At 44.4% G+C, this 20,195-nt stretch carries 17 protein-coding genes; 16 read left to right on the plus strand and 1 reads right to left on the minus strand.

What is annotated here, in order from left to right; genetic code table 11:
• Positions 1–47 precede the first annotated feature (47 nt).
• The 4 genes from ccoN to Q7A_RS07935 all read left to right on the plus strand — a co-directional run bounded on the left by ccoN (position 48) and on the right by Q7A_RS07935 (position 3,861).
• Complete coding sequence (ccoN, locus tag Q7A_RS07920; protein WP_014706823.1) at positions 48–1,481, plus strand: cytochrome-c oxidase, cbb3-type subunit I; 1,434 nt, start codon at positions 48–50, stop codon at positions 1,479–1,481.
• A 272-nt stretch (positions 1,482–1,753) separates the two neighbouring features.
• Entirely contained in the window at positions 1,754–2,188 is a 435-nt protein-coding gene (locus tag Q7A_RS07925; protein WP_202971523.1) for a CBS domain-containing protein, read from the plus strand.
• Between the two features lie 492 nt (positions 2,189–2,680).
• Positions 2,681–3,130, plus strand: a complete 450-nt coding sequence (locus Q7A_RS07930; protein WP_014706827.1) for a DUF2383 domain-containing protein — start codon at positions 2,681–2,683, stop codon at positions 3,128–3,130.
• A gap of 59 nt (positions 3,131–3,189) precedes the next feature.
• Positions 3,190–3,861 carry a flavodoxin family protein gene (locus tag Q7A_RS07935; protein WP_014706828.1) on the plus strand — a complete coding sequence of 224 codons (672 nt, stop codon included), beginning with the start codon at positions 3,190–3,192 and terminating at the stop codon, positions 3,859–3,861.
• Between the two features lie 27 nt (positions 3,862–3,888).
• On the opposite strand, the gene Q7A_RS07940 is transcribed toward Q7A_RS07935, so the two are convergent.
• Positions 3,889–4,884, minus strand: coding sequence for a potassium channel family protein (locus tag Q7A_RS07940; RefSeq protein WP_014706829.1), 996 nt, complete (start codon positions 4,882–4,884; stop codon positions 3,889–3,891).
• 654 nt (positions 4,885–5,538) lie between these two features.
• Between Q7A_RS07940 and Q7A_RS07945 the strand changes: the two genes are divergently transcribed.
• From Q7A_RS07945 to Q7A_RS08000, 12 genes are all read left to right on the plus strand, one after another.
• Positions 5,539–6,087: a sigma-70 family RNA polymerase sigma factor gene (locus tag Q7A_RS07945; RefSeq protein WP_014706831.1), complete on the plus strand. Its 549-nt coding sequence runs from the start codon at positions 5,539–5,541 to the stop codon at positions 6,085–6,087.
• A gap of 19 nt (positions 6,088–6,106) precedes the next feature.
• A complete protein-coding gene (locus Q7A_RS07950) occupies positions 6,107–7,078 on the plus strand; it encodes a FecR domain-containing protein (protein WP_014706832.1) in 972 nt (323 codons plus the stop codon).
• Between the two features lie 122 nt (positions 7,079–7,200).
• Entirely contained in the window at positions 7,201–7,383 is a 183-nt protein-coding gene (locus tag Q7A_RS07955) for a hypothetical protein (protein ID WP_014706833.1), read from the plus strand.
• Positions 7,384–7,458: 75 nt separating this feature from the next.
• Positions 7,459–10,914: a TonB-dependent receptor domain-containing protein gene (locus tag Q7A_RS07960; RefSeq protein WP_014706834.1), complete on the plus strand. Its 3,456-nt coding sequence runs from the start codon at positions 7,459–7,461 to the stop codon at positions 10,912–10,914.
• Between the two features lie 162 nt (positions 10,915–11,076).
• Entirely contained in the window at positions 11,077–11,943 is an 867-nt protein-coding gene (locus Q7A_RS07965; RefSeq protein WP_014706835.1) for a hypothetical protein, read from the plus strand.
• Positions 11,944–12,105: 162 nt separating this feature from the next.
• A complete protein-coding gene (locus tag Q7A_RS07970) occupies positions 12,106–13,056 on the plus strand; it encodes a hypothetical protein (RefSeq protein ID WP_014706836.1) in 951 nt (316 codons plus the stop codon).
• Positions 13,057–13,161: 105 nt separating this feature from the next.
• Positions 13,162–15,357 (plus strand): calcium-binding protein, encoded by a 2,196-nt coding sequence (locus Q7A_RS07975; RefSeq protein WP_014706837.1) that lies wholly within the window; start codon positions 13,162–13,164, stop codon positions 15,355–15,357.
• Between the two features lie 79 nt (positions 15,358–15,436).
• A complete protein-coding gene (gspG, locus tag Q7A_RS07980) occupies positions 15,437–15,907 on the plus strand; it encodes a type II secretion system major pseudopilin GspG (protein ID WP_014706838.1) in 471 nt (156 codons plus the stop codon).
• A gap of 12 nt (positions 15,908–15,919) precedes the next feature.
• A complete protein-coding gene (locus Q7A_RS07985; protein ID WP_014706839.1) occupies positions 15,920–17,116 on the plus strand; it encodes a type II secretion system F family protein in 1,197 nt (398 codons plus the stop codon).
• Complete coding sequence (locus Q7A_RS07990; protein WP_014706840.1) at positions 17,113–18,828, plus strand: GspE/PulE family protein; 1,716 nt, start codon at positions 17,113–17,115, stop codon at positions 18,826–18,828. The genes Q7A_RS07985 and Q7A_RS07990 overlap by 4 nt, the downstream gene beginning before the upstream one ends.
• Positions 18,809–19,684, plus strand: coding sequence for a hypothetical protein (locus Q7A_RS07995; RefSeq protein WP_014706841.1), 876 nt, complete (start codon positions 18,809–18,811; stop codon positions 19,682–19,684). Before Q7A_RS07990 ends, Q7A_RS07995 begins: the two co-directional genes overlap by 20 nt.
• On the plus strand, positions 19,681–20,193 hold the full coding sequence (locus Q7A_RS08000; protein WP_014706842.1) for a hypothetical protein: 513 nt from the start codon (positions 19,681–19,683) through the stop codon (positions 20,191–20,193). Before Q7A_RS07995 ends, Q7A_RS08000 begins: the two co-directional genes overlap by 4 nt.
• Positions 20,194–20,195 lie beyond the last annotated feature (2 nt).

A 20,195-nucleotide genomic window follows, 5' to 3' on the forward strand; every position in this document is an offset into this window, starting at 1 on the left:
CATAAAGAGGAGTAAGTTTTTAATAACAATTTTATAAGGAAGAGATTATGACTGTTCCGGATAAACTTGCTTATAACTACGAAATCGTAAAGTACTTCTCAGTCATGGCCTGTGTCTACTTGGTGTTAGGTACAAGCATAGGAGTGTTTATCGCCTCTCAGCTCGCCTGGCCAGATCTGAATTTTGATAACCGCTATATAACGTTCGGCCGTTTACGCCCTCTGCATACCAATACAGTGGTTTATGGATTTGGTGGCTCGGTATTGTTGGCAACCGCCTATTATGTCGTTCAACGCACCTGTGGCGTGCGTTTATGGAGTGACAAATTAGCGTGGTTTACTTTCTGGGGCTGGAATCTGTACATGCTCGGAGCCGTCATCACGTTGCCCCTAGGGCTAAGCCAAAGTAAAGAATATGCCGAGCTTGAGTGGCCGCTTGATATTCTGTTATGTGTTGTATGGCTGGCTTATTCACTGAACTTTATCATGTCGCTCTCAAAGCGAACGGTCAGCCATATATATGTCGCTAACTGGTTCTTTCTTTCGTTAATGATCATGTTCACCTATTTACATGTAGTGAATAGTCTGGTGATCCCCGTCAGCTTATGGAAATCCTATTCCATCTTCGCCGGTGTGCAGGATGCGATGGTGCAATGGTGGTGGGGACATAATGCTGTTGGATTTTATCTGACCGCCGGCTTCCTTGGCATTATGTATTATTTTGTGCCGAAACAAGCTGAGCGTCCCATATATTCCTATCGGTTATCAGTGGTGCATTTCTGGGCGTTGATTTTTGGTTATGTCTGGCTCGGTGCGCATCATTTGCAATATACAGCGTTACCCGATTGGACCGGGTCGTTAGGCGCTGCTATTTCACTGGCAATGATCATTCCTTCATGGGGCGGCGCAATTAACGGCATGTTCACTTTAAGCGGGGCCTGGGACAAATTACGTACCGATTACATCTTACGATTTTTAATTGTTTCTCTGGCGTTTTATGCGATGTCGACGTTTGAAGGTCCGGTAATGGCTTCTAAAACGGTAAATGCACTTTCCCATTACACCGACTGGACCATAGGCCATGTGCATTCTGGAGCGCTTGGTTGGGTCGCCATGATTTCAATAGGCTCCATCTATCATATGGTGGAACGGATGTGGCATACGCAGATGTTTTCGATCACCCTGGTAAATGTGCATTTCTGGTTGGCGACGATTGGGACAGCTGTATACATCACGGCGATGTGGATAGCCGGCATTATGCAGGGCCTGATGTGGCGAGCCTATGATGATTATGGAAATTTGTCATATACCTTTGTGGAATCAGTTGCCCAAATGCATCCGTATTATGCAATGCGAGCAGTAGGGGGCTTTATCTTTTTTTGTGGTGCAGTGGTGATGTTGTTCAATGTGATAGCCACTATCCGTCAGGCCACTAGAACATCGGCAACTTTTCCCTTATCCGGTACCAAACAAACAAGTTAAACACTATTGAGATTACCTTGTTAACTAAGAATATCGCCTCCAAAAGTGGAGGCGATGCCAGATGACACCGCCTTAGTAAAAATTCCTTTGCCAATTGAATTTTTTATAGAGGTTTTTCATTTATTTCCTCGTCTGATTTCTTCCGTTGACGTCATAGATCGTTGCTGAATACCACTTCAGAAACGTTATCAACGGATTGGCATATGCATTGCAGAACACCCTTCAGAAAAAGCTTTTCAATACAAATCAAAGTTCTCAACACAAGGAGATGAATGATGATGAATGTAAAAGAAATTATGAACACAGAAGTTAAAGCTATTTCGCCTTCGACTCTGGTAAGAGAAGCGGCGCAAATCATGCGAGATCAGGACATAGGCTTTCTGCTTATTGCTGATGAAAATACTTTAGTCGGTACGATAACGGATAGAGATATTGTTACTCGAGGTGTATCTCAGGTTAATGATTTATCAGAGATTTCAGTTGATGAAGTCATGACAGTAAAAGTCCTTGCCTGTCATGAAGAAAATACCATTGAAGAAGTAGCCACATTGATGAACGAAGAACAGGTTCAAAGAATGCCTGTATTCAATGATGAAAATAATTTGGTGGGCGTTGTGAGTATAGGGGATATGGCTCAACATTTAAATTCTGTCCAGGTGGGACAAGCCTTGAAGGGCATTAAAGAAGGCGTCCATACCACTCATTAATATTAGGCTTGTTGATCTTTCAGAGCCACCACTGCTGGCGGCTATTTTTGTTTCTGACAAGGTGAAAAGCATGCCGTTTAGCTTTTCTATATAAGTGACTGACAAATGAAATGAGTCTGGAACGCATTTGAACAGCTTAGCTGGCCACGTAGCGGTGAAAGTCAGGGGCCGTGAGCAGGATGCAGAAGCTTTGCACGTTACTTACTTTAGAACAACAACTACAAAAACGCCGGGGCACGCATGTTCCAGACATTTGCTTTTGCATACGATGTGCAGGGATGCACAAGTGTTGCGGGTGCAGGACGCATAGGAGCGACCACTCCATCGATGGAGATAAACGTTTTTGAGCGTGAGCCCAATGGGGTGAGATACATGGATGTATCTCACAAACTTCTCTCCTCGTGCCTTGATTGACGCTTTTTCAGCTCACAACAGAAGCGGAGATGAAAGATCAATAAGCCGTAGATTACACCGGCCTTTAAGGAAACTGTCATGAGTGAAACCATGGAAAACATTGTTGAGAAATTGAATGATCTTATTGAAATGGATTATGACGCTATTTCTGCTTATCAGGCCGCCATTGAGCGACTTGAAAATCCAGAGTATCGAGATCAGTTAAATGTTTTTATGCAGGATCATGAAAATCATATCGCCGTCCTCAGCCAGATTGTGTGTCAGGAGGGTGGTGCGCCACCAGAGAAGGGTGATTTGAAAAAAATTCTCACCAATGGCGGCGTACACATTGCTCAGTTGGCAGGTGATGACGGTATTTTGAAGGCCATGCAATTGAATGAAGTCATGACCAATAACCTCTATGAGGAAAATGTCGAAGAAGCTTTTCCCGAGCCTGTTAATTCAATTTTGCAAGATCATTTGGCAGATGAACGACGTCATAAAGAATGGCTGGAAACGACACTTCATCATCTGCATGAGCCACATTAACCACTTCACCAACGGGTGAGAGGACACTTTTTCTAACAACTTACCATCAGGAGTACTTTATGAGTGTCACCGATTCTACCCCTCAGTTAAAAGCTCTCTTTTTGAATTGCACGTTAAAACAGTCACCCGCCACCTCAAATACGGATACCTTTATTGATGTTGCCAGTAAAGTATTTAACGATCTTGAGGTAGAGACAGAAACCATACGGGTGGTCGATTACCATGTAAGTTTTGGCAATACTTCAGATGAAAAAGGTGAAGATGAATGGCCTAAAATTCTGCAACGGATTAAAGCCGCCGATATGCTTATTATAGCCACTCCAATTTGGCGTGGGGATCGCAGTTCCATCGCTAAAATGGTAGGAGAACGCTTGGATGGCATTATGAGTGAAGGCAATAAAAAGAATGGTCAATATCCCACTTTTAATAAGGTCGCTGGCGTTATGGTCGACGGTAATGAAGATGGTGCCAAAAAAGCCTCTGCCAGTATTATGCTGGACTTGTCGGAGCAGGGATTTACGCTACCAGTCAATGCGTTTACGTACTATGTTGGTGATGCCGGGCCGGGACCGAGTTATATTGAAGCCGGGGGCGATAAACACTTTTTTACCAATAATATGGCCTTGCTAATGGTGCATAACATGGTGCAACTGGCACAAACACTCAAAGCCAATCCTTATCGTACAGATGTAATTGCTATTGGTGAAAAAGCCAAGCAAATGAGCGACTGACTATGTAGCTCATTGAAGTTGTTCAAATTAAGCCGGGCTGACATCAGTCCATTCCCAGCCTTCATGTAGAACCAGTTTATGCAGTAACCTTCGACGCTCATTAAACTCTGCCATGCTGGTTTCAAACGTCTTATCACTTTGCAATGACAAGCCGGAGTGACTCAGAGGTGAAAGCGAAGGTAGCGGCGGCACATCTGCCTCAATGTGACTGATAGCTGCATGACAGCGAGTAAGATAAAGCTGAATGATTTTGCGAATATTTGAAATCGTGGATTCTGCTGGCAGCAATGATTTGTCGACTCCTGAAACCAACAGGTTCAGTGCCTCATCGACTGTTGCCAGTTGTAATCCCAGAGAAAACTCCCGTTCGTAGCTGTAAAAATAGTCCAATACCGGATAGGCCAAGCGGTTTTCAGCACATTGGATTATCTCACCAGACACTAAATGAATGGTCGATTCAAGGTCTCGGAAATCTTCTCCATTCCAGGCATTCAGCACCAGATTGGTCATATTGTCACCCAACAGCGACAAATGAAAAGCCAGTTTGCGTCGGCTGATAACCCCGTTAAGTAATGGAATGGCATAGGAAATCATCAAGGTGACGAGGATGAGTCCATTAAAGGCTGCCACACTGGTTAATATCCGCGAAATATCTCCCACCGGACGCAGATCTCCGATGCCCAGTGTAGATAAGGTAAAGCCCACAAAATAAAAATACCTCACCAGATTTGCCAGTTGCATATCCCCATCTTCTATTACACTGCCTGGCATACCAATAAAGATTAAGCCCCAACCTAGCCATAACCCACACAGCCAAAACAGTACCAGCGTGATAATAGTCAATGTACCGGTATGGGCGAGCATATTACGATTCCCCGTTTTATAGGAAAGTGTTCTCATCACCCATCGAAGCCCTACCGTTAATGGACCTGCTAAAAAACCACTGCCACGAGTCGTTAACGTCGTCCAGACCGCATCAACCATAATAATAAAAACCAGCACGGCACCGATGAATGTCAGCATGTCATTTCCAAAATAAAAAAAGGCTATGAAAGATCAATAGCTCTAAGTTAAAAATAATTGATAAACATTAGGCAAAATATGTACCTGGCGATTATTTGCGTTCAGCCGAGAGCAGCCAATGGATCACCATTAACAAAGCAATTATTCAGTAAGTAATTTTTACCCGCATGCACGAAAATAATACGTTAACCAACATAACGTCCACATCAGCTATTTATGCTCATCACCCCATAGCAGTTTTACCCAAAGCACCTGAGCCAGCTGGAAGCTTTACACCTTTTGATAATCGTCAACCGGTTTGGATAAAAGTCGCGCGGACAACTCAATGCTGCTCCCTAAAAACCAATTTATATTAAGAAAAGATATGGAGGTGATCATTGTAATTCCGTCTTTCATAAAAATAACGTTTAACTTCAAAGTCAGTGATGGCGCGGGATATATAGCGAAAATCAATTAATAAATCTTCCCTTATAACTTTAGGATTATTTCCTATATTTTTGACCCTGCTTACGTAGTAAATTGACACCAATTCTGTGATGTTTATCACGGCGTTTACCTACTTGATAGTGGTTAAAGATCCAGTCAGCCTTATAACCATCATAAGCAGGTGCATTTATAGGATATTCGCTCAACATGCTTACTGGGAGAGGTTGTTTGAGTAATACAGCAATATATCAACATGTAGATGTCTGCACAGTGGATTCAATAACTCAAACAAGAGATTCACTGATTACAGAGCTTTATCAAAAACATAACAGTTGGCTGATGGGATGGCTATGCAGAAAACTGGGTTGCAGTTTTGATGCTGCCGATCTGATGCACGACACATTCTCACGCGTCTTGCAAAAAGATGATCTCACCGATATCAAAGAGCCACGGGCCTATCTCACCACCATCGCTCATGGCCTTATGGTGAATCATGTTCGACGCCGTGATATTGAAGCGGCTTATCTAGAAGAAATATCTCATTTGTCCCAAGCCGAAGCACCCTCACCAGAAACCATCAATATCATGATTGAAACGCTAACCCAGATCGATGAAATGTTAGATGGGTTGCCTGGCAGAGTGCGAAGTGCGTTTTTGTGGTTTCAGCTGGAAGGCTTAAGCCATGCTCAAATCGCTGAAAGGCTATCGGTTTCCGTGAGCTCTGTTCGTCAGTACATCGCTAAGGCGTTATTACATTGCATTAACATGTCTTCCTAAACGGCTTGCACAGTTAAATATGGCTCATACAAATACCAAAGCTCTGCACGACGCGACGAACTGGTATGTTCAATTAACTTCTGGCACCGCCACAGAACAAGATCGCCAAGCCTGGAAAGAGTGGCTTAACACCGATCCGGCCAACAAGCTTGCCTGGCAACAAGTCGAAGAAGTCACCAACTGCTTTATGGGCCTGAACACAAAAACCAGCATGGCCGTGCTGAATAGAAGGTATGTGGCCACACCCGCCGTAAATGGAAGAAGGCAGTTTGTTAAAAACCTGGGTCTACTATTAGCCGTCAGTTCAGCGGGCTGGCTAACCTATAAAGAAAAGCCCTGGTATCACTTTATGGCGGACTACTCCACAGCAAAAGGTGAGGTCCAAAAATTCAGATTGGATGATGGCTCCCGACTTGTTTTAAATACCGATACCAAAGTGTCGATTCATTTTGACGAACAAGTCAGAAGCGTCAGACTGTTGCAGGGCGAGATCTACGTTGAAACGGCACAAGAAACCAATCCTGTTTACCGTCCCTTTATCGTTCAAACCATGCATGGCACCGTCACTGCGTTAGGCACCCACTTTAGTACCCGTATTTATAAAAATCGCAGTTGCGTCAATGTATTTGAAGATGCGGTCGAAGTCAGACCAATTGACGGACTTGGTGATAAAGTCGTAGTTAATGCTGGTGAAGAGGTGAAATTCACCTCAATGCTGTTTCAGCAAAAAATGTTGTTTGATATGTCAGCAGCCGATGCCTGGACCAAAGGTTTTATCATCGTCGATAACATGCGGCTGGCAAAAGTCATCGATGAGTTATCACGATATCGTCACGGCATCGTGCGTTGTGATCCCGCGATTGCTGATTTAGAAATTTCAGGTGCTTTTCCAATCACCGATGTGGATGCTGCCTTACTCAGTATCGCCAAAACACTTTCTATTCGTATTGAAAGTTTTACGCCCTTTCTGGTCATGCTTAAACCAGCTTAAACCGGCCAAATATCCAGGGTCTGTTGGTCTTTCATATCCGCCTCTGTTGTGACTGAAAATGCACCAATCAAGGCGCGAGGAGAGCAGTTTAGTCATTCTAAATAAACGACGAGCAACACGGAGTGGTGCATTTTCAGCCTCAACCCGAAGGGCTGGGGCTATTTTTCCGCCCAACTGTGTTGAAAATGATTTATGTAGAACAACTACATCGCATCATTTTCGCCTTGTTGAACAAAAAAATAGCCGCCAGCAGTGGTGGCTCTGAAAGACCAACAGACCCTCGTTTCAAAAAAATTCAAAAATAATTTCAAAAAAAATTGTCACTTTCCGATTTTCGATTGGCATAGCTAATAGAACAATAAAATAAGATCGGAGAGAGAATGTTGAATTTGCACAATCAGGGCAAACTCTGCCTGAAGAAAAAGTTTTATCGTTGTCTATCAGTTGCCTCACTGAGTATGGCTTCAACTATGTCGTTGAGTCATATTGCAATGGCAGCAGATGAGACTGTGCAGGAAGCACCCAGAAAAAACTATTCCATCCCAGCGGGACCATTAAGTAATGCGATCTCAGAGTATGCCGCCGAAACCGGCGTACGTTTGACCTTTGATCCCTCCATCGCCAAGGACAAACAAACTAAAGGCCTGGAGGGCGAATATTCTGTTGATGAAGGCTTTAACCGACTTTTAAAAGACAGTGGACTTGAAGCCATTGATGATCAAGCTGGCGGTTATTTCCTAGTCCCAGCGTTACCCGCTTTGGGCGAAGAAGCAACCTTGACACTGGAAAAGGTCAATGTTCGTGCACAACGTTTCTATGAGATTGGCCCAATGCCAGGTCTGGGACTCACCAAAGAAGAAATTCCCGGTAACGTGCAAAGTATCAGTGCCGAAGAGATTAGAGATGCCCGTTCTCTCAGCATGACCGATTTGTTTAATTCAAAACTCCAGGGTGTCACGGTAAACGATTACCAGGGCAACCCCTTCCAGATGGATATTCAATACCGCGGCTTTACGGCTGGGCCACAAATCGGTACGCCACAAGGTTTAAGTGTTTTCCTGGATGGTGTTCGAGTCAACGAACCATTCGGTGATGTAGTGAACTGGGACATGATTCCGATGAACGCTATTGCTGGTGTGGATGTGTTTCCAGGTTCTAATCCAATTTTTGGTTTAAACACTTTGGGTGGGGCGTTCACCATGAAAACCAAGGATGGTTTTAACTTTACCGATACCGTTTTCGATGTGATGAAAGGCTCTTTTGGTCGAGAACAATTATTGGCCGAAAGCGGCTGGAATAATGGCACCATCGCATTCTTCGGTGCAGGCAGCTTTTTTATGGAAGATGGCTGGCGTGAAAATTCCCCTAGTGAGGTCAACCAGTTTTTTGGTAAGGCAAGTTATCGGGGTGACAAACTTGATCTGCACTTAAGCACCTTAATCGTGGAGACAGACCTTGTTGGCAATGGGTTAATACCAACTGAGGAATATCGACAAGATCGTAATGGCGTGTTTACAGCTCCTGACGTAACCGAAAACCGACTACAACAATTTCAGTTATCGGGCGCTTACCAAGTCAATGATAAATTCAGCGTCACCGGACAAGTCTATAGACGAAATAGTAAACGGGATTCACAAGGTGCTGATGTTTATACGCAATTTGGAGGTAATGACTATATCAGGCGTAATTTAAATGAAGGAGAGGAATATACTTGTTTGTTTGAATCCAGTAATGATTATGGTCTACCTGATTATTATGTTGTTGCTGATGGTTCTGCAGAGCAAGCGGCTTTCACGAGTTTTGCAAACGCAAGTCTAGAGGATGCTTTTGCAGCAATTGAGGCATTGGACCCGGACGCATTAAATGCAGAGTTGCCTGATTATTATGTTGATTATGCACAAAAATATTTTGCTTATGATAAAAACTTTTACACCGGTAACATTCTGCAACCTGGGGGACTTACTAATTTAGAAAAGCCCATTCCAGGTTCCGATTATATATACGAGACGCAGAATAATCTTGCTGGTTTAAAAACTGTTACCGCTCAACCCGGTTTTCTTCAAGGGTTTATTGTTAATACTTTATCACAAGCTGCTTTTCATTACACCAAAAATGGTGTGAAACAACTTCTTTTAATCAAACCCCCTACTAATGGGGATGTTTGTCAAGGTGATATAACCAATAACCAATTGAAAGTAACTGGTCCTGACGGTGGGTTTCAAACGGCTGATGGCGCTAACTATAGTCAGACCAATCCTGGTGTGGTTGATGGTACCCCGACAGCCGTACTTACGGATAATAGTATTGATCAGATAACCGATGGCGCTTCCATTCAATTGAACTGGAACACAGAAAAACACAAATTTATGATCGGTGCCTCAATTGATCGTCCCACAGCTGAATATGCCACTTCACAACAATTGGGTTTATTCACCCCAAACCGTGAATTTTATTATGCTCCCGATGAGATTCGTGATCAATATCTCGCTGCGGATATACCTATCAGCAATAATAACTTTGAGGGCGAGCAATTAACCAAAAGTCTTTATTTCAGTGAAACGTGGAGCCCAGTCAGCAACTGGCACTTTAATGCTTCGGCGCGGTATAACGATACGAAAGGGCATAATAAAATTGCTTCCCGTAACTACGGTACATTTGTTTTCGATTTGACTCAATTGGAAGCATTTCCTGACAGTTATGATATTTGCCCACCTGGAGTAGATTGCCCTACCGGCTATGAAGAAATTAATTCATTAAATTTAAAAAATCCAGAAGAAAGGGAGGATTTTAGCTACTACTCGTTAAATCCCTCTCTCGGCGTAGCGTGGGATGCCAGAGATGATTTGAATATCTATGCAAACTTTGCTCAAGGTGTTCGCGTGCCATCTGTAATAGAGCTGGGTTGCGCTTTGGACAAAACACCTGTTGGCTCTAAGGGTATTTATAAAAGTCTTCAAGAGAATCGTTCATGTTCACTGCCTTCAAATTTATCGGGCGATCCCTATTTGCCTCAGATAAAAGCCGAGACATGGGAAATAGGTGCCCGTGGTCTTTGGGATGAATGGATTCAGTGGAATATCACAGCCTACCAAACTAATTTAAAAGATGATCTATATCTGGTGACATTTCCCGGTGATCGTAACTTCTTTGACACCATTGGAGATACCCGCAGACAAGGGATTGAATTGGGTATATCTGGTCAAAAAGACAGATGGGGATTTAGTGTCAACTATGCACTGACGCATGCGACCTTTGAAGATGATTTCACCATTGCAGGGAATGACAATAGCAGCTCCTATGAAGATTTTACCGGTAATTACGATTTCAGTCGCTTGATAGATGTTGGGCCGGGTGATCGGCTGCCGGGTGTGTCTTTGCATAATTTAAATGCAACTGTAAGTTACATGCTTACCCCTAAATGGGAGATTGGGGTAACAGCGATTGCACACTCAGAAAGTTATGTACGTGGTAACGAAAACAACAAACACCGTCGTGGTGTAGTACTCACCGAAACAATTGATGATGGTGGTAGACAAAAGGTTGTCACCAGAAAACCTACTAGTAATCCGGGTAAAGTCCCAGGTTATATGACGTTTAATGTCCAAAGTACCTATAACTTTAATGAAAATTTAAGCGTCAATCTGTTAGTGAATAATGTGTTTGATCATGAGTACTTTACCGCTGGAACCTTAGGGCGTAACCCATTCTCACCAGGAACCTATGGCGCAATTGGACCAGATGGTTATAACCATAACTCTCTGGAATGGGATAGCACAAACTTTGTGGCACCGGGTGCACCAAGGGGGGCATGGCTTAGCATGAGATGGCGGTTTTAATAGTTTAGGGATATGGAAAAAAGGCAGTGCATTTATGACTGCCTCAAAAGGGATTCAACCACAATTTAGGTAAGTATTAAGGCACGAACTAAAAATTGTGGTGAATGGGTGCTTCGGTGCAGCCACAAATGCCCGTTTATTGTACACGGATGGAGAATGACTATGAAAAACTTAAAGTTAGCAATAGCAGTTTCGAGTGCTTTGAGCGTGTTCGCCAGCATTCAGGCGATGGCAGACTGGGAAAATTTACCAGCAGCAGGCGTTTCCGTTGGTAGTGATACCAGTGCATATATTTTATGTAATCCAACAGGTAACTTTGGCTGGGGTCGTGGGGCCAGCGCCGATGTTCAGCCATCATCAATTACTGATGCATGTGCAGTACTGCCTTTAATTGATCTTCTTGCACCTGATGCAAATTTTACTGGTGCAGATCTAGTTCCTAAAGAGAGCCGAACAGTAGCGATTTATATGGATTCTTACACTGGTGGTAATCCTGTCGATATTGGGACATTCACGGAATATGTCTGGCAACGGGAAGTTCAAGAGGATGTTTATGAATGCATCTATGGGATGAAAGTGGTTTTAAAAAACGCTGACTATAACGATGATGAGTCCGGCACGCAAAACTTTGAAGTCAATGATATGGCCCGTAAAGGATGGAATGGGAAAATGATCGATGTGGCTTATTCAACGGTTCCTGCAGCTGCATTTTCTACTTATCGGATAGGTAGAACATTTACATCTGTTAAATATGGCTCCGGTTCTGGTTATGTTGATCAACCTCCAACAGGCTTAGGTGCTAAGCCTGCAATTACGTACACACAAAACGCTGATTTGGAAAGTGATTGGGTTGACTTCACCACACTAGTTCATGTGGGAACGACTGACGCATCAGGAATGCAATATATTCGAACCAGTTGCACAGCGGAGGATTTTTCAACTGTTTCAGATGCGATTCGTTTACGGCAGACGTCAAGAGATGGACAACCTGCAATCGAAGTAGAGGTAGAGGGATTTATACCAAATTAGATATTTTTTAATTAAGGGATTTAGCGGAGGCATTTGCGACTGCCTCACAAGGGATTCAACCACAATTTAGGTAAGTATTAAGGCACGAACTAAAAATTGTGGTGAATGGGTGCTTCGGGCAGCCACAAATGCCCGTTTATTGTACACGGATGGAGAATGACTATGAAAAACTTAAAGTTAGCAATAGCAGTTTCGAGTGCTTTGAGCGTGCTCGCCAGCGCTCAGGCGATGGCAGCCTGGGAAAATTTACCAGCAGCAGGCGTTTCCGTTGGTAGTGATACCAGTGCATATATCTTATGTAATCCAACAGGTGATTTTGGTTCAGGATCTGGGGCAAATGCTCCTGTCCAGCCAGGGTCAACAGCTAGCCCATGTGCTGTATTACCGGCTTTTGAAATTTACGCGCCAGATCCAAATTTCTCTGGTGCAGACTTGGTATTCAAAGAAAGCAGGATTGTGCCAATAAATATGAATAATTCATATACAGGCGGAGCCTCTATAAATATAGGAACATTGACTGAATACATTTGGGAAAGAGAAATTGACGATACTGATACCTATGAATGTATTTATGGGATGAAAGTGGTACTAAAAGAAGCTGATTACAATGTGAATGAGCCGGGTGTACAAAATTTCGAAGTTAATGATATGGCCCGTAAGGGCTGGAGTGGCAAGACAATTGATGTTGCATACTCAACTGTACCAAGCGTTGCATCGCCTACATACCGCATTGGTCGTACATTCACTGCCGTTCAACATCGTCCAGAAACTGGCTATGTAGACCAACCGATTACTGGATTAGGTTCAAGTCCAGCTATCAATGGGGTGAATGTTTGGCCAACTCCTTCTGGTCGCCCAACCGCAGCAGAGCAAAAAGCGGATATCGATACGGACTGGGTAAATTTTACTACTGACGCCAACTTTTTGGATGACGATGGTAGTACAGCTGCAGCGTCCGGAATGCAATATGTCAGAGCAATGTGCACGGGTGATACACATGATACAGATACCGATGCCATTCGCTTACGTCAAACCTTCCAGGAATTAAATGGAGATGGAGTTACTGATAATCCTTTTATTGAAGTGCAAGTAGAAGGTTTTATACCGAACTAAACTGGATGTCATATATAAGCACGGATGGCAGTGATATTGCTGCCATTCGTTGCCTATCTTTAGACATTTATACGCACAGGTTTACTAAATTTCGAGGAAATTGATATGGCTATTAAAATTTTTAACTCAACCGAAACAACATACACTGGGACTTCCAGTAATGATCTAGTTGTCGGGAATGATCTTGCAAATACGATTAATGGTGCAGATGGTAATGACATTATTGATGGCGGTGCAGGTAATGATTTTCTTTTAGGAGGTCTTGGTAACGACATTATATTAGGGGGGGATGGTAACGATATCATTTTTGATGAAGCTGGGAACAATATTCTTTTGGGCGGTGCAGGCACAGATAATATTATTGCTGGAGATGGAAATGATGTGATTTTTGGCGGTTCTGATGATGATACGATTTTTGCTGGTGGTGGAGATGATGTCTTAAACGGTGGTGATGGTGCGGATTATATTGAAGGACAGGGTAGCACCGCTGGAGATGAGACTGTTACAGGTAATCTATTTCAGGTTACATCTCATGATGTTCTGATTGGTGGTGATGGTAATGATACCTTCAGTATTGGGGATGAATTTGAAGGTATGACTGTTATTCAAGCAGGCGTTTCATCTCTGGACAATGAAGGTAATGCTGCCAGATATATTGATTTAAATGAGGAGGAGGGTGAAGAAGAGGAAGAAGGTGGCGAGGAGGAAGAGACCTTGTTCGGCTTCGATACCGTCAATAATGAGTTTGTTGAAATTGAAGATCAGGAAATGTCTGAACAGGCTGAAACGGATGTTCGCCTTAATCTCAATACTCGTCCAGGCTCTTCTGAAATCAATACAGCAGCAACCACAGTTGCTGGATATAACGCGGTCGATACTCTGAAATTCAATGAAAGTGGTGATTTTGATGAATCGTTGATGTTCAGTGGTATTGAACGTATTGAACTGGCGAGTGGTGTTGATATTTCCCTTTCTTCTGAGCAATTTGAAGCTAATGGTGAATCACTTAATTTGGGCTTTTTAAATCCTGGTACTCATATCTATGGTGTGGCTGGCGGTGATGCTGAGTCAGTGACCATTGAGCTGGAATTTGAAGAAGCTGAGTTCGAACCTGATGAAGACATCGTTGGGGCCGTAGAAGTTGAATACGATGCGGCTGAGTTTTCAATCGGTGAGTATTCAACAGCCAATGTGTATCACAATGTTGATGTTATCTACGATGCCAGTGAAGGTGAAGCAGGTAGCTTTACCCGTGTTGATGGTGGCAACGAATCTGCTGGAGCCAGTGAAACGGTTTACGGTAGTGAAGGTGTTGACTACGGCACCATGCATTCTGGTAATGATACCTACTACGGTGGCGATGGTAATGATGTCTTAGTCGGCCAAAGCGGTGCGGATGCGCTGTATGGCGAAGATGGCGATGACATCTTTGAAATCGGTGGTTTTGGTACCGGTGTTTCGGGCACCACATCGGCTGCAGATGATGGTCAGCAAGAGTGGATCGCGACAGGTGCTGAACATGATCTGATTGTCGGTGGTGATGGTGTTGATACCTTGCGGATTACTACAGGCATTGGTGCTGATACTAAAGCGAACGGCACAATTGTGTTAAACGATGCCAATTTCCAAAGCATGGAAGTCGTTCAGGTTGGTGGTACGGTTGACCAACTGAATGTTGAAAATGAAGCATTGCAGATGCTGAATGATCATTACTACTTCCAGGCCAATGGCAATGTCGATGATCTGAGTAATTCCCTGGGCAATAACGGCGGCACCATTAACAACGTGGTTGTTGATGCGTCTGGCGTGACAGCCAATGGTCTGCGTTTTGAGGGTAATGCCGATGACAATACCTTTATCGGTACGACTCAAGATGACGTCTTTGTTAGTAATAGTGGTGATGATGTCCTAACCGGTGGTGCCGGTGCTGACACCTTTGTGTTTGGCAAAGTGCACGAGCAGGTTGTTACTGGCGATGATGATGAAGTCCAAACCTATGTTGATACGGCGTTTGAATTAAGTGGTATCGACTTTATCACTGACTTTATGAGTGGTTTGGACAAGATTGCGCTGAATACTGATATGTTCAGTTCGTTGACAGTAGGTGGTTTCTCCGCAGGTAATTTAGTGGTTGGATCCGGTGCAACTGCCGGTGATGTGGATGATTACATACTGTTTGATACCTCGACATTTGCTCTAAGTTACGATGCCGATGGTAGTGGTGCTGGTGCAGCTATCCAGTTTGCTACGTTGGATGGTGTGACGTCATTTAGTGCCACAGATGTGGAAGTTTTTGCTTAAGCGTTGAGCAAGGGTGTGCCTGTTTTCCCCAGTCAGGTACACCCTTTTTTTTCAAACTTAACCATTAATCGAGAAAGCCATGTCAGAACATTTATTTTTCAGCAGAAGTACAGCTTTTTCTGGCCCAACTGCAAAGACTCAACAAGGTTTTACGTTGCTCGAATTGCTGGTGGTCATGGTCATTATTGGCTTATTGGCGGGTTACGTCGGGCCGAAATATTTTGCTCAAATTGGTAAATCCGAAGTGAAAACCGCCAAAGCGCAAATTGAAGCGCTGGGCAAAGCCTTGGATCAATATCGGTTGGATGTAGGGCATTACCCAAGTACAGAACAAGGTCTGGCTGCGTTAAATACGCCACCGGGCAATGAACGAAAATGGCAGGGGCCATACTTGAAAAAAGCTGTCCCCAATGACCCTTGGGATAATCCGTATCACTACCAGATGCCGGGTGCTCATGGTCAATATGATGATTATGATTTGTGGTCGTTAGGCAGTGATGGTGCCAGCGGCGGAAAGGATACAGCTGCCGATATCGTGAGCTGGCAGTAGGTGCGTTAGTTTATGAAGTTTACCTTGAAAGTTATCCAAGGTGATGCCATCACGCTAATGGAGATGGAAGCTGGCAATGCGTTGCAAGCTCGCTCGTTGGCGGAGGAACAAGGTCATCATGTGCTTTCGGTAAATCAGCATAAGGCGGGGCCAATTAAATTCAATTTGGCCGGTCTGAAAAAAACCAAATTCAATGTGATGTTATTCAGCCAGGAGTTACTGGCATTAATTGAATCAGGATTAAGTCTGGTTGAGGCCATCGAAGCCTTAGCCGAGAAAGAAACACACGCTGAGTCCAAAGCGGTGTTAAATCAAATCAAGGCCTCTTTGTTTGATGGGCAGCCACTTTCGGCTTCATTGGAAAAGGTGCCCGGCGTTTTTACTCCACTTTATATTGCGTTAATTCGGGCCAGTGAACGCACCGGTGATATGGAAATCGCGTTAAGCCGCCATGTGGCGTATCAATCTCAGGTTGATGCGATGAAAAAGAAAATTGTCTCTGCGGCTATTTATCCGGTGTTGCTGCTGGTAGTGGGCGGCCTAGTGGTGTTGTTTTTATTGGGCTATGTGGTGCCCAAGTTCAGTGTGATTTACGAAAGCACCAATGCTGATCTGCCTTGGCTATCTCAGTTATTGCTTAGCTGGGGCCGTTTATTACATAGCCACGGAACCGAAGCTTTTGCGGTGTTTATTATCAGCACCTGTGTGTTGGTCTATGTATTGAGCCGACCTTTTGTTCGCCGAGTGATCCTGGCCAAAGCCTGGCAAATTCCCAAATTGGGCGAAACTCTCCGAATCTATCAACTCGCTCGTTTTTACCGAACCCTAAGCATGTTGTTGCGTGGCGGGATACCGTTAATGACGGCGATGCAAATGGTGTCGTCATTATTGCAGCCATTATTACGCAGTAAACTGGCGTTTGTCGCCAACGATGTAAAAGAAGGCAAACCCTTATCCAGTGCCATGGAAATGCACGGGCTGACCACGTCCATTTCAGTACGTATGTTACGAGTTGGTGAACGCACTGGACAGATGGGCGACATGATGGAACGCATCGGCATCTTTTATGACGATGAAATCGCCCGGGCAGTGGAGTGGTTTACCAAATTACTCGAACCAGCGTTGATGATTATTATCGGTCTGGTCGTGGGGTTGGTGGTGGTGTTGATGTATATGCCGATTTTTGAATTGGCAGGGAGCATCCAATGAACACGGCTTATCAAGCAACGCTACAAACCAAGTCTGAAAAGACCGATGCCGTGTTAACAGCAGAGCAATTGCAACAAGCTAAAAAGCTCGCAGAGCAAACGCAACAACCGTTATTAACAGTGCTGGAAGATATCAGCAATTTAACGCCCGATCTGTTTGTACAGGCTTTGGGCCAGTTGGTGCATTATCCGGTACTGACTATTTCACAGCTATATGACATGCAACCAGACTTTACCGTGTTGCCATTTACTCAGGCCGAAAAGTTAGGCTGCATTGCAGTTCGCGATCAGCAACATACCTTATATATAGTTCACGCCAATCCGTTTGAAGCCAATTTACCCAGCAAAATCGATCTGCTGATTGCTGAAACAGTGGTTTGGGTATTAGCCCACAGCGATGATTTAGAAGTGTATCTGGCCCACCACGAAACCAGTATGCGAGCGTTGGGCGAGGTGAATGCAAACCATGGTGAACATACCAATGAACAACATGGGCTGGAAGATATTTCACTTCGCTCTATCAGCGAAGATACCAGCCCGATTGTAAAGTTTGTCCGTTCAACGCTTTACGATGCGCTTAAGTCCGGGGCAAGCGATATTCATCTGGAAACCGATCAAAACGGCTTGAAGGTGAAATACCGTATTGATGGGGTTTTGAGCCATGTTGGTGGAATTCAAGGCGCCGCCCAAGCCGAGCAGGTTATTTCACGGGTCAAGGTGATGTCGGAGCTGGATATCGCCGAGCGACGGATTCCACAAGATGGCCGTTTTAAAATCCTGGTGTTGGGTCGTGAGGTGGATCTTCGGGTATCGATTATGCCCAGTGTGCTCGGAGAAGATGCCGTATTGCGGGTTTTGGACCGACAAGCGTTAAGCGAAGAGGCACAGGGCCTGAGTTTGGATTTGCTCGGCTTTGCACCCGACATCATGGCGCGTTTCCGCTTATTAGCTGAAGAACCCTATGGCATGTTGCTGGTTACTGGCCCAACCGGAAGCGGTAAAACCACTACGTTGTACGGCATTATTTCGGAAATAAACCACGGTACCGACAAGATCATCACAATTGAAGATCCGGTGGAATATCAACTTCCGGGGGTATTGCAAATTCCCGTTAATGAGAAAAAAGGCCTGACCTTCGCCAAAGGCCTGCGTTCTATCTTACGTCACGACCCCGACAAAATTATGGTCGGGGAGATCCGTGATAACGAAACCGCCCAAATTGCTGTGCAATCTGCCTTAACCGGCCATTTGGTGTTAACCACCGTGCATGCCAATAACGTATTTGATGTGATTGGCCGGTTTACCAATATGGGCGTGGACCCGTACAACTTTGTTTCAGCGATGAATGGCATTCTGGCTCAAAGATTGGTGAGGGTGAATTGCCCCCATTGCTTGGTCGCCGATAACCCCGATACTGCTCTGATCGAAAAATCCGGTTTAACGCTGGAACAAGTCAGCGACTTCACCTTTAAAAAAGGCCAGGGCTGTGGGCAGTGTCACGGCCTGGGTTACAAAGGCCGTAAAGCCATAGCGGAATTGCTTTGTTTCAACGATCACATCCGAGAATTGATTGTGACACGAGAACCGGTTCGCAAGATCAAAGAAGCGGCTTATGCCAATGGCACCAAGACTATGCGTGAAGCCGCGCTGATCTTGGTGAAACAAGGTGAGACAACGTTAGAGGAGATTAACCGTGTTACCACATTGGCTTAAATTGATGAAAGATGAGCTGAATGTGTGTATTCGGCCCAATAGTCTTATTTTACGGCGCTTTAAAGGGCTGCCTGGTAAAACCACTTGTGTTGATCAGCAGAAGATCGTTTTGAAAAAAACGATGGGTCAGGCCGAGGTTGAATCTGGCTATTTAGCCAAAGTGCTCAAAGAAGCGCTGAATGTAAAACGTTGGCAGGCCTCTACTGCCACCATTATGGTCGCGAATCATTTGGTGCGTTATGCGGTAATTCCCTGGAACCCGGAAATCAAAACAGCCGATGAGTCCCAGGCTTATTTGAATCATTATTTTATCAGCGTATATGGCGAAGCCGTGGCGAGCTGGAATAAATGCCAAAGCTCGGCTTCATACGGCCAAAAGTCGTTGGCCAGTGCAATGCCACAGGCGCTGTTACAAACCGTGCATGATGTTTTTTCACCCATGATGATCAGCTTTGAATCGGTTCAACCGTATTTAATGCATGTTGCCAACCAGGCTCTGCAGGTCATTAAAAAACAGAATCTACAAAGTGCATGCTGGTTGGCACTTATCGCCGATGGACGGGTATGTCTGTGTTTGATGATCGAGGGTGAGTGGTGCTGGGTGAAAAATGTGCAGCAGGAAACAGATGTTATTGCACAAATAGCCATGCTCATCCAACGCGAACGTTTGATGAACAACGAGATCGAGAAGCTGATAAAAAAAGGGCGTCAGTTACCGATGTTAGTGTATTGGCCTGATTTGCCATTGAACCAAAGAATACATCTGCCAAACCATCGGGTTATTAGGCTGGCCTCTTCAAAACTATTCACTACCGATCCGGCAGAAAACCAGATAGCCAGGTTAATCACACCATGAAAATGATTAGCCTGAATCACAGTTTACAACCTTCTCACGCTCACCCGGTAGCCAATGCGCTGTTATTTATCAGTGTGGTGATGCTGTTAATCAGCCTGTTCTTTCTGCAGCGCAGTAGTGTGGCGTTGCAAGAACTTAAAAACGAACAATCAGAGTATTCGCGTGCCGCGGATAGCAATTCTGTGAGATTACCGCTTACTGAAAAGGAACAAGCGGAATTGGAGGCGGTGAAAGCAGCCATTGACGATATTGTCATGCCTTGGCCGCGATTGTTCAGTGCTCTGGAAGCATCCAGATTGGAAACCATTAATGTGCTTTCAGTTGAGCCGAATGTCAGATCAAAAAGCTTTCAGATTACGGCAGTGACGTATCCGGTTGAGGAAATACTGACTTACATCACTCAGCTGAAACAACAGGATGAATTCACCGCTGTAAGTTTAATTTCAACTGAGACGGCCAGGATGGATGGCCAAAATGCCACTCAGTTTGAACTGTTAGTGTTGTGGTAAGC

Origin of the sequence: Methylophaga nitratireducenticrescens, from assembly GCF_000260985.4 — a bacterium.
GTDB classification, from domain to species: domain Bacteria; phylum Pseudomonadota; class Gammaproteobacteria; order Nitrosococcales; family Methylophagaceae; genus Methylophaga; species Methylophaga nitratireducenticrescens.

Excerpts from the sequence above, each read along its gene's own strand:
- ccoN (WP_014706823.1), top strand. The coding sequence starts at position 48 with ATGACTGTTCCGGATAAACTTGCTTATAACTACGAAATCGTAAAGTAC.
- Q7A_RS07925 (WP_202971523.1), top strand. The coding sequence starts at position 1,754 with ATGATGATGAATGTAAAAGAAATTATGAACACAGAAGTTAAAGCTATT.
- Q7A_RS07930 (WP_014706827.1), top strand. The coding sequence starts at position 2,681 with ATGAGTGAAACCATGGAAAACATTGTTGAGAAATTGAATGATCTTATT.
- Q7A_RS07935 (WP_014706828.1), top strand. The coding sequence starts at position 3,190 with ATGAGTGTCACCGATTCTACCCCTCAGTTAAAAGCTCTCTTTTTGAAT.
- Q7A_RS07940 (WP_014706829.1), bottom strand. The coding sequence starts at position 4,884 with ATGCTGACATTCATCGGTGCCGTGCTGGTTTTTATTATTATGGTTGAT.
- Q7A_RS07950 (WP_014706832.1), top strand. The coding sequence starts at position 6,107 with ATGGCTCATACAAATACCAAAGCTCTGCACGACGCGACGAACTGGTAT.
- Q7A_RS07960 (WP_014706834.1), top strand. The coding sequence starts at position 7,459 with ATGTTGAATTTGCACAATCAGGGCAAACTCTGCCTGAAGAAAAAGTTT.
- Q7A_RS07965 (WP_014706835.1), top strand. The coding sequence starts at position 11,077 with ATGAAAAACTTAAAGTTAGCAATAGCAGTTTCGAGTGCTTTGAGCGTG.
- Q7A_RS07970 (WP_014706836.1), top strand. The coding sequence starts at position 12,106 with ATGAAAAACTTAAAGTTAGCAATAGCAGTTTCGAGTGCTTTGAGCGTG.
- Q7A_RS07975 (WP_014706837.1), top strand. The coding sequence starts at position 13,162 with ATGGCTATTAAAATTTTTAACTCAACCGAAACAACATACACTGGGACT.
- gspG (WP_014706838.1), top strand. The coding sequence starts at position 15,437 with ATGTCAGAACATTTATTTTTCAGCAGAAGTACAGCTTTTTCTGGCCCA.
- Q7A_RS07985 (WP_014706839.1), top strand. The coding sequence starts at position 15,920 with ATGAAGTTTACCTTGAAAGTTATCCAAGGTGATGCCATCACGCTAATG.
- Q7A_RS07990 (WP_014706840.1), top strand. The coding sequence starts at position 17,113 with ATGAACACGGCTTATCAAGCAACGCTACAAACCAAGTCTGAAAAGACC.
- Q7A_RS08000 (WP_014706842.1), top strand. The coding sequence starts at position 19,681 with ATGAAAATGATTAGCCTGAATCACAGTTTACAACCTTCTCACGCTCAC.